Origin of the sequence: Gimesia maris (assembly GCF_008298035.1) — a bacterium.
GTDB lineage: Bacteria > Planctomycetota > Planctomycetia > Planctomycetales > Planctomycetaceae > Gimesia > Gimesia maris.
The window spans coordinates 4332525-4349334 of the sequence record NZ_CP042910.1; the positions used below are offsets into that span (position 1 = coordinate 4332525).

The window sequence follows — 16810 nt, forward strand, 5'->3', positions numbered from 1 at the left end:
AAGGAACAGAAATATGAAACCGATTATTATTTTTGGCGCGGGAGATATCGCCCAGGTTGCACATTTCTATTTCACACATGACAGTACATACAATATTAAAGCCTTTACTGTTGATCAGGAATTCCTCACCGATTCAGAGTTTTGTGGTCTCCCCGTCTTTCCATTTGAAGAAATCGAAAGACGCTATCCTCCGGAAGAATATGATATGTTTGTCGCAGTCAGTTATGCAGGCATAAATTCTGTTCGCGCTGACAAATGCGCTAAAGCAAAAGCGAAAGGCTATCGATTAACAAGTTACGTGAGTTCTAAAGCAACGACCTGGCCGGATCTTTCCATTGGAGAAAATTGTTTCATTCTCGAAGACAATACCATCCAGCCGTATGTCAGAATTGGAAACAATGTAACTCTCTGGAGTGGAAATCATATCGGCCACCATTCCACCATAGGTGATAACTGCTTTATCACTTCGCATGTTGTTATTTCAGGAGGCGTAAACATCGGACAAAACTGCTTTATTGGCGTAAATGCGACACTACGCGATCATATAAACATCGCCGAGAAATGCGTGATTGGCGGCGGAGCGACAATCATGGCTGATACGCAGGAAAGTGGGGTCTATAAAGCGCCCAAAGCCGAATTGTCAAAAATCCCCAGCTACCGTTTAAAGGGATTATGAATCAATTATGAAATGGAAGAAATTAGGGCAGGTCTTCGCTCCCGATCATCATTATGACTGGATGGTTTCACATGCAGCAAATCCAGTGGCAGACCAGTTATCTGATTCGTTATACAGAGTCTACTCCAGTTGTAGAGACAAAAATAACAAATCAAGTATTTACCATATTGATTTCAATATAAATCAACCAGATAAAATTTTAAACATCTCAAAAACTCCAATCCTCTCCCCAGGCGACCCAGGTTATTTTGATGACAGTGGTGTTACTGTCACAGGGCTGGTTACAGTCGATAAAATAAAATACCTTTACTATCTTGGTTGGAATCTGGGAGTGACTGTACCATGGCGAAATAGTATTGGACTTGCAATCAGTGATTCAACAGGATGTATTTTCACCAAATACTCGCCCGCTCCTATCATTGATCGAAATTCTGTGGATCCCCTGTCTATCTCATACCCTTGGATTCTACACGAGAATGGAATCTGGAAAATGTGGTATGGATCTAATTTAGAATGGGACCAAGACAACGACTGCGCATTCAAATTTTGTATTAAATATGCTGAATCAGAAAATGGAATCAACTGGCGCCGTGATGGAATTATTGCAATTACTTTTAAATCTGCAGATGAATATGCTTTAGCAAGACCTTGTGTCATCAACGACAACGGCATTTATAAAATGTGGTATTCATACAGAGGAATTTCTTACCGAATTGGATACGCAGAATCAGATGATGGAATCAACTGGACTCGACTCGATGAGGAAGTCGGTATTGATGTATCAAAAACAGGCTGGGACTCGGAAATGATAGAATATCCGCATGTTTTCGATCACAAGAGCAACCGGTATATGCTTTATAATGGAAATGCCTATGGCAAAACGGGCTTTGGTTTAGCTGTTTTAGAGAGTGATTGATGATCTCTAACTTTTAAGTTTCGCAATAATAATACAACACTGACTGAATCATTTGCTATTTAATTTTTACTCTCACTTTCCTGTTAATCCAGTTAGTTGATCTATATGAGCCATCTCTATATCCTGCTCACCATCCTCTTTACAGTCTACGGCCAAATCATCATTAAATGGCAGGTTGGACTTGCGGGAGCATTTCCCCAAAACAGTATTGATAAGGTTCACTTCATAGTCAAACTATTACTCAATCCCTGGGTCTTAAGCAGTTTTGCATGTGCTTTCCTTGCAGCTCTAAGCTGGATGGCTGCCATGACCAAGCTACCTCTGAGCTATGCTTATCCGTTTATGAGCCTGGCATTTGTGCTGGTGATGTTTCTCAGCGCACTCTTTTTTAAAGAACCGGTTACACTCGCTAAAAGTGTCGGGCTGATTCTGATCGTCCTGGGAATTATTGTGAGCAGTCAGGGTTGAATAAGAGTCTGCTGAGGATACTGCCATTTTACAGGCTATGAAGAATAGAACCCGACTCGATTTCCGAAGCAGTTCGGTTAAGTCGTTCACTTACTCGTCAACTCGAAGTTGATCGTATTGGGACCGTCTTTAGTCACAGTCGCTTTGAGGGTGGAAGTCTCATTGTACTTTTTAGGCAGCATCTCAGGACCGGCTACTTCCGCGCCCCCTTCTGTCTTGCTGATACGAACCAGGTGATCGCCGAGGATTGCGCCTGCCGTATTATTGTTGTACATCAGCGAGTACTTCCCCTCTCCATCTGTGGCAGCAGTGGAAGCACGTGACTGTTTTTTCTGCTGAGCGCCCTGGGGATAAAAATCGATGATCGCGTCCGGTAAAGGGTTTCCATCCAGAGTGACCTGCCCGGTCACTTCTGCCAGTTCGGGTAAATCGTCACTTTTTCCGGAACACCCCGCCAGGATCAAGGACAGCATCAGCAGGCAAAGGTATCGAGAAACAAAAGGAAACTGAAAAGGAATCGAGGGCATGGGTTGACTTTCGGCGCTGATATGAAATGTCAAACGCACCGACGAGGTGACGTGGTGCGTTCGACGGATACAGTCAGATTTTAATACAACAGTCGGACTTAAAACTCTGGTAAAACTTCCCCGCCTTTAATGGAGACCAAAGCCTGGACGACCGCAAGACGGTCTACGTTTTCACTTAAGAAGCGAACTCCTCCGTCGACCATCAGCATTTGGCAGCCTCCTTCATGATGACTACCGGCTCCCCAGGCGTAAGGTTTATCGTAACCCGGATGGTTTTTATTGATTCCATAAGAAACGGGCAGCAACACATTCGTATGCCGGTAGGAATTCCAGAAGGGTCCATACGAAGCACTGGTCAGCAGCATAGAGGCTTCCATGATCATCATCGTATTACTGGTCCCATCCTTGATATCAGCAATTCTGGCAGAACCGTTGAAGCCCAGAGTCCCTTTGAGACTACTTGTATTATTTCCATACGAAGAGACCAGGCTGTACTCAGTTGTGTAGCCTACATGCCCGTAACTCGATTTCTGGTAGTCACCATATTTGGTAGGATTGGGATCAGAAGGACACAGAAAAACGGGAAAGTTATTTTTGGCAACCGTCAACTGCCCCGAGCCGGCAAACGTCGGTCCCACGGAACCACAATAACTTCCATCAGAGCGTGCGACATGGGTTGAAGTTGACAGCGTAAAATCGTACTGGTTATAGAGATTTGCCAGATCGAGATACGGTAGCAGCAGCTGATAAAACGAATGATTCATCAACAGTGGAGAGGAACCGGCTGGCATATCCAGTACACGTTCACAGTAACAGCTTCCCGGTGCAATCGCCGCCGGTGGAAAAACTCGATGGGCATCATGATAATTATGTAATGCGAGACCAATCTGCTTCAGATTGTTTTTACAGGAACTGCGACGGGCAGCTTCTCGCGCCTGTTGAACAGCTGGTAATAACAGAGCAATTAAAATTGCGATAATCGCAATCACCACTAATAGCTCGATCAGCGTAAAACCGCGACTTCGTCTTTCTCGAAATTGCATAATGACCATACTCCATTGAACAGTAGATAACTAATATGAAAATAACGTGAAGAGAAAGCAGCATTTCGAATCATCCCTGCCTGAATTAAATATAAAAGGACAGCAGCGATCACCTTTTTTAAGTTACAACTTTCTCCACAACGCTCATTCGCAAATCATGCACCAATGAAATATTTTTTTTCTGCTTCACTCAACTAATATTTTTGAACAATCAAAAAACCACGAATCCAAGGCGAAATCGATGAACAATGCGTACCGAGGTCTCATTCTGATCTCATACTTCACTCGCGGAAGGCGTATAGCGACAGGGTAACCTGCATGGAAATCAGGCAGGGCCTGCTGAAAGACAGGTCGTTGTTGATTCCACTATCTGATCGTTTATGTATTACTGAAACGGCAAGTCACAGAAGACAGGTTATATTCTTAATACATGCGATACAGTATTGCTTCTGTTGATCTGCTTGAACATGTTCAGGGTACATCTGCTGACTTTGCCTGAATGAGATGCAGATATGGCTGCGCTTCAGGCCAGGACTTGACTTCCGCCAGTTTTGATGCGGGGACCTGAATGGATGTGAAGAAATCGATCGAGATCTGATCATCGAACTTCCCTTCCAGATAGCCAAAAGGAATATTCTCGTTTTCCTGCGCTGCAGTCGCATTCTTCACACGGGGTGGAATAAACAGATTCCAGAACTTTTGAGGATTTTCTTCTCTCAACAATGCAGCAAACCGCTGTCTGACTTCCGCGCTCGCGGGAGAGTTGTCCAGATTGCGATAAACCAGAATCGCCTGAAAAGCCAATATCTGATTCCAGTATTTCTCAGTGACAACATAGTGAGAAAAATGCAGCCGGTCATTAAACCCCAGATGGAGAGGATTATAGGGCGAGTCCGGGAGTGACTTTCCAGCAGCCAGCATATCCTGCATCTTTCGCGCATCTTTATGCTGAATGGCATACATGAAATGCATGCCACTGAAAGGAGTGGCCCACCCATGTTCTCGTACGGAGTCTTTCAGATGAATGACCACATCACCATAGCGGGGAGAACCATTCGGCGGACCGACGCTCGCAAAAACGGCATCGAATGCACCATACAGCAGATTTTCCACAGCCGGAGTCGTATGCGATAAATCATCTTTTTTAACTTCTTCTTCCACCTGCAAAGAGACCAGCGCTTTTTGTTTTAAAACGTCTCTCAGGTTTTCAAAATGCAGTCGATTCACAATCGGCGCCGGTTTACTTTCAATCACTTCAAGCAGTTTTTGCTCGTCCGCTGTCAGGGGAGACAAAAACAGCTCAAATTCCGCCATCGTACAGCGAGAACTAATCTCCAGCCATTTCTGGAGTTTGACGGCATCCAGTTCACGATGAAATGGCAGCACATTTATCGCCGTACGTCGAGTTGTCGCCAGGGGATATCCCGCCTGCCGGGCCGGTTTGACCTCAGGTGCTTCAATGGCGGTTTGCGCATCGCACAGGACAGCAGACGAGGAAAGCATACTGACGATTAGCAGAACTCGAAATCGCATATTACTGGCTCAACTTGATCAGAAAAATATCGTTACTACCCTGGCTTTTCAAATCATGACCCTGATATTGAGTGGTCGGAGAGAAAGCACCGGAAACAAAGCAGTTTTGATTTTTGTCAACAGCGATCGCATAACTCAAATCGCTTTTATCACCGCCCATAATTTCCAGCCATTCAGGCTTTCCATCGGGAGAAAAACGGGCGATAAACAGATCACGACCTCCCAGGTTCGGATAATGTTTTCCCAGGAAGTGCACGTTGTCTGAAAATTCTCCGGTGACATAACAGTTACCTGCCTGATCTGCTGCAATGCCCAGGCCGTAATCAATTTTTTCTCCGCCCCCGGTATAGGCCCAGGCGGGAGAACCATCGGCATTGATCCGTGCAACGAATATATCATGGCCGCCCTTACTAGTCAGAGTCGTTTTGCCAAAAGTCGCTTTATTTTTAAACATACCCGTCAGATAACAGTTGCCCTGATGATCGACGGCAACTCCTGTACTCAAACCGTTTGCCTGTCCGCCTGAATTTGCTGACCAGATCAGCTTTCCCGCCGGGGACAGTTTAGCCAGAAAAATTTCCTGCACACTCGTGTCGACCCCCACCTGTTGACCATCCAGTTCCAGCAGTCCCGTAGTATAACCGCAGACATAACAGTTTCCGCTGGTATCGACGGCAATCTGATGTCCACTCTGACTGCGAGCATTGCCCGCCAGTTGGCTCCAGATCAACATTCCATCTGCATCGTAGCGGGCTACAAACAACGATCGCCCTTTTTTGTTTCCCGTTTGCGCTGTACCAAATGTGACATCCCCGGAAAAGGATCCCGCCACATAACAGTCCCCTTCAGGTGTTACAGCGATTCCATGTCCGTAATCATAGCCCGTTCCGCCGGCACTCTCGGCCCAGAGCAGTTTTCCCTGCGGATCATATTTGGCGATGAAATAATCGTAGTCCCCCTGGTTCTTCAGAATTTTGTCGCCGATCTGAAACTCAGGACTTTGAAAATGTCCTGTGACATAGGAGTTCCCCGCCTGATCAACGGCAACGCCATACCCCCGATCAATGTCTTTGCCTCCGGCGGTCTGTATCCAGAGCAGTTTGCCTGCAGGATCATATTTGGCGAGCACAAAATCCATATTCCCCAGGCTGGTGACTGTCTGATCTGCAAATTGAGCGGTCTCTGTAAATTCTCCCGTTACATAACAGTTCCCCTGCTGATCAACAGCCATGCCACGGATTTTGTCGTGTTTCTTTCCCCCTGCCTGTTGTACCCAAAGGACCTTTCGTTCCGAAGTTGCCCCCTGCTTTTCTCCCGAGAACGCCTGATTGGAAAAAGAAACAGGCCCTGACAGACTCGATAGAAAAAGAAACAGAAGCAGGTGAGATCGGGAAGAGAATGACTTCATAACAGACTTTCTTTGAAACAGTACATCCAGACAAGGCAGGGACAATCATCTTATCATGACATTAATTTTTCACCAGAAATAGAAGCAGACTGGCAATTTTATTTTCTTAGCATATTTAACAATCTAGCATAAACCACCTTGTGACAACAGGAAAGAGAATTTATTCTAAACATAAGTGAGTCGTGATATGTAATCTGTTCATACAGAATAGGGAGTCGATATATGCAATACTCAGCGACTGCAGTCTCACTGATCCTGCTGACCATCATCCAGAATCCGCTCTCTGCAGGATCGGCTCCAGCTGAAATCGATTACCAGACACAGATCAAGCCACTCCTGAAGTCACACTGCTTTGCCTGTCATGGCAGTTTGAAACAGGAATCTTCATTAAGACTGGATGCAGGCAAGTTGATTCTCAAGGGAGGAGAAATCGGCCCGGCGATAGTCTCCGGTAAGCCACACGAAAGCCTGCTGTATCAGGTATTGACTCCGGATGCGGACATTCAGATGCCCCCCGAAGGACAGGGACGACGACTCAAACCAGATGAGATCCAACTGATTAAAAACTGGATTGCCCAGGGGGCAAAGTATCCCAGCGGCGATCAGCCTGAAGCCGATCCTGCAGAGCACTGGGCCTTTCAACCGGTACTCCGTCCAGATGTGCCTCAAGTCAAAACGAAATCAACAAACCCGATTGATGCCTTTGTTCTTTCGCGACTTGAACAGGCGAAGGTGATCCCACAACCCCAGGCAGAGAAGGCAACTTTGTTGCGGAGAGTCTATCTCGACCTGATCGGGCTTCCCCCCACACCCGCAGAACTGGACGCTTATCTCAGTGACGCACGACCGGATGCCTGGAACCGGGTAATCGCCGATCTGCTCGCGCGACCACAATATGGAGAACGCTGGGGACGTCACTGGATGGATGTCTGGCGTTATAGTGACTGGTACGGACGCCGTGGCGCCAAAGATATGACCAACAGTTACTCGCTGACATGGCGCTGGCGCGACTGGATTATCCGATCCATCAACGAGGATAAAGGCTATGACCGCATGGTTCTCGAAATGCTGGCGGCGGATGAGATTGCTCCCAATGATCGTGAGAATCTGGTTGCCACCGGCTTTATTGTGCGCAATTTCTACCGCTGGAATTATCACACCTGGCTGAAAGATAATGTCGAACATACCGGCAAGGCATTTCTGGGGCTGACCATGAACTGCTGCGAATGCCACGATCATAAGTATGATCCCATCACGCAAAATGAATACTTTGCCTTCCGCTCGTTTTTCGAACCGATCGATCTCCGCCATGATCGCGTGCCGGGTGAAGCTGACCCAGGAATTTTCCCTGAATATAAACTCAGTGTTCGTAATGGCCCCGTTCGCACGGGCATGGTTCGTATCTACGACAGACACCTGGATGCGAAAGCAAAGTTTTATATGGGTGGGCTGGAACAGAATGTGGTCAAAGACAAGCCGCCAGTCGAAGCCTCCGCCATCGCTTTTCTGGGGGGAGACAAGCTAGACTTCAAGCCGGTATCACTCCCTGCCACCGCCTGGTACCCGGGCCTGAAACCGTTTGTCATTCAGGAAGAGACCCGGAAACGCGAGGCCGCTTACCAGAGTGCTCTCAAAAACTGGGAACAGCAGAAAACACAATTGGAACAGGAGTTGATGCAGCACGAGTCTGTGCTGGCGAATATACTGACAGCCAGGCCAGAAAAAATCGCTGCCGGAAAAAACGATCCGACGCAAACGGCTTCATCAGAGATTAACCAGCAGGCCCTGCAACTCAATGCCGAACAGGGACGCCGGATACTCTCTTATGAAATCACTGACTGGAAGAACTTCGATTCCGATATTCGGATTCAGTTTCAGCTTCGTATTTTGAAGGATGCCCATGTTAATTTTCAGTTGTCCAACAATTTAACCGGTGGCAAAACCAGTCTCTACGTCGCGTTTGAAGCGGGTAATATCATTTCGTATGTCCCGGGCACAACGAATCCTACGACCATTGGTTCCTATAAAAGTGATTCCGGTAACATTGAATTTAATATTAGTCTTCATCTGAAACCAGATCAGGACATTGCGCAGCTATCGATCCACGGACCGGAAAGGTCAAGCACGATTCTCAATCAGACGCCAATCGCACTGAATGGCTGGAATCCGGCGGTCCAGGCGAATCGAGGACTCTTCCTTGATGCACACCAGGGAAGCATTGCGGAGTTTGATCAGATTCTCATTGAGAATCTGAGTGGACAGGAATTGCTGCGCTGTGATTTCGAATTCCCGGATTATCAGTCAGGAGAGGATCTCCCCGGAATCGCGAACTGGCAACTCACGCGTTTCAGTACCGGTCCTGCCACATCACAGATCATCCTGAAGTCTCCACTGACGGAAGCGGATCAAAAATGGCAACAGCAGGTTAAGGCCATTCAACTGAAATGTGATCTTACCAAAGCAACTCAGACCGATTTACAATTCAGACGACAAGCAGCTGAAGCCGAAAAAACGGAGTACGCTGCAAGAGTGCGCGCTGCAATCGCTCGCTATATTGAGAAATCTGACCATGTTGAATCACTGGAACAGGCTGCCTGTCAAACTGAATGGCAGGCCAAACTCTGCCGGGCAGAATCAAACCTGAAATCAGCCGAACCCGCATTACTGCAGGCTAAATTACTACCGGATTCAGACCAGGAACGAGTGAAGAAGCTTACATCCGCGCAAACACAGGTCACCCAGAGTCGAGCGCAACTGACTGCCGCACAAAAACCCATCGAAGCAACTTCAACCAAATACACGGCACTCAGCCGGATTTTCCCCGAACAGAGTACCGGAAAACGGACTGCACTCGCCCGCTGGATTACCAGCCGCGAAAACCCGTTAACCGCGCGGGTTGCCGTGAATCACATCTGGATGAGGCACTTTGGCAAGCCCCTGGTCAAATCAGTTTATAATTTTGGCCGCAGTGGAGCAGAACCGACTCATCCCGAATTGATCAACTGGCTGGCGGCCGAGTTCATGGATCATAACTGGAGCATCAAGCATCTACATCAAGTCATTCTTACCAGTAAGACTTATCAACGTAGTTCGAAAGGCGTGCCGGCAGAACATCCTAACCTTATGCAAGACAGGGACAATCACCTGCTCTGGAAATTTCCCACGAACCGTATGGAAGCAGAAGTCGTACGGGACAGCATCTTTTATCTTGCCGGCGACCTTGACCCGACTATGTATGGCCAGGAACTCGAACAGGATCAGGGTCTGAGCACTAACCGTCGCAGTCTGTATTATTCGCATCATGGCGAGGCCAAAATGGAATTTCTGGAACTGTTTGACGGTGCCAGTGCAACAGACTGTTATCAACGGACAACCACCGTCATGCCTCAACAGGCACTGGCGTTAACCAATAGTACTCTTGCCGTGCAAAAAGGCCGAATGATCGCCGAGCAAATCTGGTCTCAAACAACCTCCACACTACCGGGAGGCCAGCGGCAGACTGAGTTTATCAAACGGGCATTCAAACTGATCTTATCTCGCCCCGCCAGTGAACAGGAGCAGGCAGTGGCAGCTGCATTTTTGTCACGCCAGAAATCTCTCTATTCCGCTCAAACACCAAACGCCGCATCTCCCGTTACAAAACGCGATTATTCTCAACCAGCGGCATCCCCCGAAGCCCGTGCGCGAGAGAGTCTGGTCCACGCATTATTCAGTCATAACGATTTTGTCACGATCCGTTGATTTCCAGAACGATCTACGACAGCAAATCACAGGAACAGTCTTATGAAACACTTCATCACACCACAATGCAGGCAGATTCAGCGCCGCACTTTTCTGGCGGATCTGGGTTTTGGGGCTACGGGTATGGCATTAAGCAGTCTGCTCGGGCAGGAAATACGGGCGGAAACCAATTCTGCCCCCACTGGAGGACCACATTTTACTCCAAAAGCAAAATCAGTCATCTGGGTTTTCCTGTCAGGCGGTTACAGCCAGATGGAAACGTTTGACCCGAAACCGGAACTGAATAAATATGCTGGTAAAACCTTTTCAGACACGATATATCCCGATCCCTTTAAAGACCCGCGCTATCAGGCACGCGCCCGCTCGGTAGTGCAGGTAAAACGCGAACATTCCCAGATCATGCCGATGCAGGTTGGATTCAGAAAACAGGGAGAATCCGGAATTGAAATCACCGACTGGTGGCCGCACCTGTCGACGTGTGTCGATGACATCTCTTTTGTGAGATCCATGTACACAACAGACAACGACCATGCGGCTGAATTTCAGATCCACCATGGACGTCACAAACTGGATCAGAAAGAGCCGGTCGTCGGTTCATGGCTCAGTTATGGACTGGGCAGCCTCAACAAGAATTTACCCGAATATGTTTTTCTCGGTTCGTACACTGACACTCGCGTGAAAGAAAACTTCAATCCGGATTATCTCGGGCCCAAATATATGGGTGTAGAACTCTCACTCGATCCGAAAAACCCACTCCCTTTCGGTACGCGTCCGGAATCGATTCTACAACAGGAGCAAGCGAATCAATATCAGCTGATCAACGAGCTCAATCAGTTGGCTGCAGTAGAATATCCGACCGATGAAAAACTACGCGCCCGCATCAATTCCTACGAACTGGCGTTTCGTATGCAGAACTCCGTACCTGAAGCATTGGAGCTGACAGAAGAAACTCAGGAGACACAACAACTGTATGGCATTGATGAAAAAGAGACCTCTGTTTATGGACGTCGCCTGCTGGCAGCGCGACGCCTGGCGGAACGGGGCGTGCGTTTTACACAGGTTTATTTGAGCGGGTACGGTGAATGGGATTCGCATCAGAACCTCAAAGAAAACCACACCCGTTCCTGTAAACGCGTTGACAAACCGATTGCCGGACTCTTAAAAGACCTTAAACGTCGCGGGATGTGGGAAGACACTGTCGTCGTTTTCTGTACCGAGTTTGGACGTACACCGGCTGTGGAATCACGTGGAAACACAAAGATGCCCAGTGGTCGAGATCATCACCCCCATGGATTCACGGTCTGGTTTGCCGGCGCAGGTATCAAACAGGGTTACGTACACGGCGCCACAGATGAGCTTGGCTTTCATGCGGTCGAATCACCGCACTACGTCACCGACATTCATGCCACCCTGTATCACCTGCTAGGCCTTGATCCGCATCGACTGGATATCCCTGGTCGCAAACGACTGGAAATCGATCATGGCCAACCGATCCTGGATATTATCGCCTGAGATGCGACCAGTCAGCTGATAAACCGATCGATCACATTACGGGATATTTTTGAAATATTCTCGTCCACCAGCATCGAAGTGATCCAGCAGATCGAACCGACGGAAAAGACCTCTCCACCTGATGCAGTCTGGTAATGAATCATATCTGCACCTCCTTCATCGGGATTTGTACCTTGTGCCAACAGTTGCACATCCGCTGGAGAACTGGGCGAGATCTTGTCGGTCTCATGTCCCGAAGCGCCGCCGGGAATCCGCATGTGCTGACTCTCTGTCCCAAACAGGTCATCGTTTTTCAACTTCGTTCCGTCGAAACACCAGTGCCGCTCATCAACCACGCGATAGGGAGCCCCTGTCATAATGCCGGCAAAGGAAAAGACCACCCCCAGCAGATTCGCTTCGGATTCCTGCCGCGCATGAAAACGGCTCTCATACGTGGAATCTTTTTCCGGAATCGGCGGATCCATGGCAACACCGCACCAGCTCGTACAGTCGGTATTGTGATAGACGATCCGCTCCTCGTCCAGAAATTCCACTTCACAGTTCAAACCGTTCCCTCCCAGATAAATCAATCGGCCGCCCGATTCGAATACCCAGGACTTCAATCGCTCGTACATCTGTTTTGACCAGTATTCCGGATGCGAGCTGAGAATCAGAACCTGATATTCACTCAGGGGCAGCTGATCGAAATGAAACTGCGTCTCGCTGTAATAGTCGTAGTTGAGTCCCTGCTCTTCCATCCAGCCCAGCAGCCGCCATTCGGAATGCAGCATCCCGCACCCCATCCGGCTGTAAATAGGATCGCGGAGCTGTTCTTCCAGGTCGATGTGCAGATAAGGTTGAGGGCGTTCGAGTGATAAGGGAGGATAATCCTCAACATAATAAGCGCCGAAAGAGGGTTTCAGATACCGGCGTAATTCCTGTCGACTGTTGACGACAGGCGTATCCGGTAGTCCCTCGGGATTCAGATAGTTACTGCGTCCGCCGAAATTATTATAAGCGTTCCAGGTTAAATCACTGGCGAGGATCGCAATCTTTGACTGTGGGGTTCGGGGAGAAACTACCCAGGGAAACGTGAACTGCTGACCGGACTGATTACTGAGATGAAACATGTACAGGCCAGACCTGTCAGACGCTGTCACAGTTTGTCTCTGTGTGACAGTGCGATAACCGACATTATTCCAGTCCACGCCCTTCTGCGTATAATCGCCGTCCGGCGTGATCTGTAAATTCGCCAGCGGTGCATGATCATCAAACGTACCGATCCGCCGGATATACTCTTTCTCTTTTCCGTATCGCCAGAGTTCCAACTGATATTCTGAAGTGGAATGCACCCGGAATTCAGAAGCTTCTCCACTCTGAATACAGCGAGGCCAGGCAAACCCGAACAGTTTCGTTGAGAGCAACCGGAAGTGGTGGACCTGTCCCGGCTCTACCTTGAGTTCCACCCGTTTCGCGCAATAATCACGATGCTGTAATATGACCTCGTAATTACCCGGTGCTAAATCCGCAATAACCGCCCCCGATGCAGTGGAACGAGTACTGATCAACTGACATTCAGACTGAAACTCTACAGCCACATCATATAACGCGCGATAATCCTCGTCGCTGACATATCCAATTAACATGAGTTTTCCTGCGAAAGTAAAAAAGCATCTGCGAGGCGTACCGTTTCGGATCAAATCTGATTTCAGGTAGTCTCAAGACGGATGTGCGACATATTCTTTAGCGATTTTGACTGCTAACCCGCCCCCTTCATAGTAGCCCATCGAGATCTCAGCGACATGCGTGAGCAGATCATAGGCCCGCCAGCGATTCCAGCCATAGTCCGCTTCCAGCCATAAGATCAGTTGCGCGAATGCGTCTGCTGTCGCCCGCTCCATCGGTGTGCCGCTGGAGACGGTCATCAGTTCATTCGGTGATTCAATGCGGGGCCCGGCGATCGTTTTCTGCTTGATCAGTTCAATTGTCAGTGTCGTTTGTGCCGCCATCTCCAGTCCGGTCGCGGACAGCTCTCCCTGGCCCATCGCGGCGTGCGCATCTCCCAGATAGAGCAGCGCGCCGGGGACAAATACAGGAAGATAGAGTGTGTTTCCTTCTGTCACTTCCCTGATATCCATATTACCGCCATGCGTTCCAGCCGGCATTGTACTGGGCATGCCATAAGCAGGCGTCGTGCCGATGCAGCCCAGCATGGGTTGATAGGGTATTTTAATCTGATCACTCCAGTAGACATACCCGTCACGAATGGGGCAGACATGCGCGCCGTCCAGAACGTCAGTCCCCAGCCACTGACAGAGCTGTTTCGGGTTGCCGGTATAAGTGGCACATTGCCCATCCCGGGATTCGATCGCTTCGATTTTGATCGCCAGTGTGTCGCCGGGTTCCGCCTGATTAATAAAGATCGGGCCGGTCAGCGGATTACTGAACGGGACCCTGGTTTTATCACGCAGGTCCCCCGCTTTGCGAATCTGGCCGGAGAGCGCATCCTCTGATTCCACCCGGATTGTTTCACCCGATTCGATACTGATACGAGGTTCCTGAAAGCGGCTGAATTCATAATTCAGGAAACCGAGGGATATCTGTTGCATTTGAAATTCCTGTGTACGGACCGAGAGAACCCTGAAACTGCTTCAGTCGAGTTGAGATTTCAGCCATTGGATCACAATTTCCTCAGGTGAACCGGTCTGCCCTCCAGTTCGTTCCACGAGAGTCAAATCCTGCCCGCGCACGAGTTTCCTTGTCATCCGGTCCGTTTCCGTATCAATATGACCGGCATCGAAAACATCGGGATGAAACACGACACAATCCCAGCCCCCTGCTCCAAAATTCAGCGAATAGTTCATCGTCCACATCAGGCTGTGAATCAACTCTTCCTGATTGCCTGCTTTCGCAGTCGGCGGAATGGTCAGCAGAACCAGATCCGGTTTACTGGGACGCACCAGAGCTTTAGCATCGGCTTCGATCTGCCGACGCGACTTGCCTGCCGTTTGCCAGGTTGAAACTTCCAGTTTCACCTCAGGTGCCACTTTTTTAAACGCGGCTTGAATCAGTTGATCCAGAGGAGGCATGGCGATCACCTTGACTGTTTTTTTCGCTTCGACCAGCGATTTCACTCGCGGTAATGCCTGCGCTAACGGAGCAACATCCGCAAGCGAAACGGGTTCCCCGGAAATGGATTCCGCCATCAGTTCGGCTAATTTTTTGTGGCCCGCCATATTCGGATGAATTTCATCGCTCATCATCAATCGCCAGCTTAATGCATCCTGTTCTCTTAGCGCATTCAGCTTTTGATAGTTATCACATAGCGGGACCTGCAATTCGTCACAGACTGCGCGGACGACATCACAGTACTGCACCAGTTTCTCTGCCGGTCGTCCCGATGTGGAGATGACAGAGTTGGGCGTACACAACAACACTTCCGCGCCGGCATCACGACATTGCTTCACGATTGATTTGAGATTCTCACGGTATTCTTCCAGGGGAACGCGTGTCATGTCATTCAATCCAAACATGACAGTGACCAGATCCGGCTGCTGTTTTAATACATCCCGCTCAATCCGCGCCAACGCATTGACTGTGGTATGACCGCTGATCCCCGCGTTGATCATTTTCAGCTTTGCTTCGGGAAAGTTTTTTTCTAATGCGATTCCCAGCATGTCGGTATAGGCACGACGGCTCCCCGTGTGATAGTAAACTCCCGTGACACTATCACCAAAACAGACAATTTTTGCAGGCTTTCCCGTTTTGAGTTTTGCGATCGTCCTGGGAAATGCAGGCTGGGTCGAAGTCGTTTTCTGAGTTTCCTCAGTTTTCTCAAACCAGTCTTCAGGAATATCCAGCGTCCAGACTTCGCTGTTCAGAGGTTGCGCATGGCCTCCCGCCAGCCAGATTTTATCCTGAAATACAAACGCAGAATGTTCGTGGCGTGCTTTCCAGACATGATCCGACTTTAACTGCTTCCAGTCTTTTCCATCCTGAGAATACCAGGCATCATTTTTATTGGCAGCCGGATTGTTTGACCAGCCCCCAATCACCCAGAGTCGATCTCGATAGACCACCGTGGAGAACCAGAGGCGTTCATGCCAGGGTGCATGCGCTGTTTCCTGTTTCCAGTGCACCCCATCTTCTGAACTCCAGACATCATTGGTCGCATGATACTCCGGGGTATAATTCCCCCCCCCTAACACATACATTTTGCCATTTAAAACAGCTGCCTGATGATACGCGCGGGGAGACCAGCCTGCGTCTGTTGTTTCCTGTTTCCAGGTTTTTCCATCCGCCGAACTCCAGACATCATTTTTGAGACTTTTCTCATCACCAAAATAATAGTTTTCCGTCCCCCCCAGTAACCATAGTCGATCTTTAAAAACGACCAGCCCAGCAGCCAGACGAGGCGTCCACTCTGCATGCGGTGTTACCAGTTCCCAGTTCTTGCCATCGACTGAAGACCAGACCTGATTGCCTGCAGAATGCCCTTTTAGACGGCCATTATACCAGCCCCCCATCAGCCACATTTTGTCTTTAAAGACAACCGTCATTGGCAGATCGCTGTGAATCCACGGCGATTCTTTGGTGACCAGCTTCCAGTTTTTTCCGTCAGCAGAATTCCAGACATCGCGAGGCGGTGCTTCATACGAATTGAACCAGCCACCAAAAATCCAAAGCTGATCTTTGTAAACCAGTTCTCCCTGGGAATCACGCGGTTGCCACCCTGCTTTTTCGGTGACCTGGACCCAGTCCAGTTTGGGTTCGTCTGCAAAACTGATATTAGTTAACAGAAGTAATAAAAACAGGAACAGGCAAGTCGGACGAATCATAATGGCTCCAGATTCAGGCTTTTCTGGTGGGAGAGTAAGCGGTCAGAAGAATCTTAAGTGCTACAGAAGTAATCTGTTACATCTACGATACCCATCCGCTTTGCCAGGTTGCAAGCGAGCGTCGCTTCCCATTATTGAGTTCGAGAAATATTTCTGCCTGCAACCAGAG

12 protein-coding genes are annotated in these 16810 nt (G+C 48.8%); 5 read left to right on the top strand and 7 right to left on the bottom strand.

What is annotated here, in order from left to right; genetic code table 11:
• The first annotated feature begins 13 nt into the window (after nucleotides 1–13).
• The 3 genes from GmarT_RS15865 (at nucleotide 14) to GmarT_RS15875 (ending at nucleotide 2060) form a co-directional block, all read left to right on the top strand.
• A complete protein-coding gene (locus tag GmarT_RS15865; RefSeq protein WP_002648043.1) occupies nucleotides 14–676 on the top strand; it encodes an acetyltransferase in 663 nt (220 codons plus the stop codon).
• 7 nt (nucleotides 677–683) lie between these two features.
• The gene (locus GmarT_RS15870) at nucleotides 684–1592 is read left to right on the top strand and encodes a glycoside hydrolase family protein (protein WP_002648042.1); all 909 of its coding nucleotides are present in this window, start codon (nucleotides 684–686) and stop codon (nucleotides 1590–1592) included.
• A 105-nt stretch (nucleotides 1593–1697) separates the two neighbouring features.
• Complete coding sequence (locus GmarT_RS15875; protein ID WP_002648041.1) at nucleotides 1698–2060, top strand: EamA family transporter; 363 nt, start codon at nucleotides 1698–1700, stop codon at nucleotides 2058–2060.
• 86 nt (nucleotides 2061–2146) lie between these two features.
• Here the strand turns inward: GmarT_RS15875 and GmarT_RS15880 are convergent, their stop codons facing one another.
• The 4 genes from GmarT_RS15880 to GmarT_RS15895 all read right to left on the bottom strand — a co-directional run bounded on the left by GmarT_RS15880 (nucleotide 2147) and on the right by GmarT_RS15895 (nucleotide 6571).
• Nucleotides 2147–2587, bottom strand: coding sequence for a hypothetical protein (locus GmarT_RS15880; protein WP_002648040.1), 441 nt, complete (start codon nucleotides 2585–2587; stop codon nucleotides 2147–2149).
• 98 nt (nucleotides 2588–2685) lie between these two features.
• Complete coding sequence (locus tag GmarT_RS15885; protein WP_002648039.1) at nucleotides 2686–3630, bottom strand: DUF1559 domain-containing protein; 945 nt, start codon at nucleotides 3628–3630, stop codon at nucleotides 2686–2688.
• 471 nt (nucleotides 3631–4101) lie between these two features.
• The gene (locus tag GmarT_RS15890) at nucleotides 4102–5163 is read right to left on the bottom strand and encodes a hypothetical protein (RefSeq protein ID WP_044239282.1); all 1062 of its coding nucleotides are present in this window, start codon (nucleotides 5161–5163) and stop codon (nucleotides 4102–4104) included.
• 1 nt (nucleotide 5164) lies between these two features.
• Nucleotides 5165–6571: an SBBP repeat-containing protein gene (locus GmarT_RS15895; protein ID WP_002648037.1), complete on the bottom strand. Its 1407-nt coding sequence runs from the start codon at nucleotides 6569–6571 to the stop codon at nucleotides 5165–5167.
• 222 nt (nucleotides 6572–6793) lie between these two features.
• Between GmarT_RS15895 and GmarT_RS15900 the strand changes: the two genes are divergently transcribed.
• Together GmarT_RS15900 and GmarT_RS15905 are read left to right on the top strand one after the other, a co-directional pair.
• Entirely contained in the window at nucleotides 6794–10312 is a 3519-nt protein-coding gene (locus GmarT_RS15900; RefSeq protein ID WP_002648036.1) for a PSD1 and planctomycete cytochrome C domain-containing protein, read from the top strand.
• Between the two features lie 42 nt (nucleotides 10313–10354).
• A complete protein-coding gene (locus GmarT_RS15905; RefSeq protein WP_002648035.1) occupies nucleotides 10355–11824 on the top strand; it encodes a DUF1501 domain-containing protein in 1470 nt (489 codons plus the stop codon).
• A gap of 11 nt (nucleotides 11825–11835) precedes the next feature.
• On the opposite strand, the gene GmarT_RS15910 is transcribed toward GmarT_RS15905, so the two are convergent.
• The 3 genes from GmarT_RS15910 to GmarT_RS15920 all read right to left on the bottom strand — a co-directional run bounded on the left by GmarT_RS15910 (nucleotide 11836) and on the right by GmarT_RS15920 (nucleotide 16641).
• The gene (locus GmarT_RS15910; protein ID WP_002648034.1) at nucleotides 11836–13449 is read right to left on the bottom strand and encodes a N,N-dimethylformamidase beta subunit family domain-containing protein; all 1614 of its coding nucleotides are present in this window, start codon (nucleotides 13447–13449) and stop codon (nucleotides 11836–11838) included.
• 72 nt (nucleotides 13450–13521) lie between these two features.
• A complete protein-coding gene (locus GmarT_RS15915; RefSeq protein WP_002648033.1) occupies nucleotides 13522–14412 on the bottom strand; it encodes an acetamidase/formamidase family protein in 891 nt (296 codons plus the stop codon).
• 42 nt (nucleotides 14413–14454) lie between these two features.
• On the bottom strand, nucleotides 14455–16641 hold the full coding sequence (locus GmarT_RS15920; protein ID WP_002648032.1) for a Kelch repeat-containing protein: 2187 nt from the start codon (nucleotides 16639–16641) through the stop codon (nucleotides 14455–14457).
• Nucleotides 16642–16810: the final 169 nt, after the last annotated feature.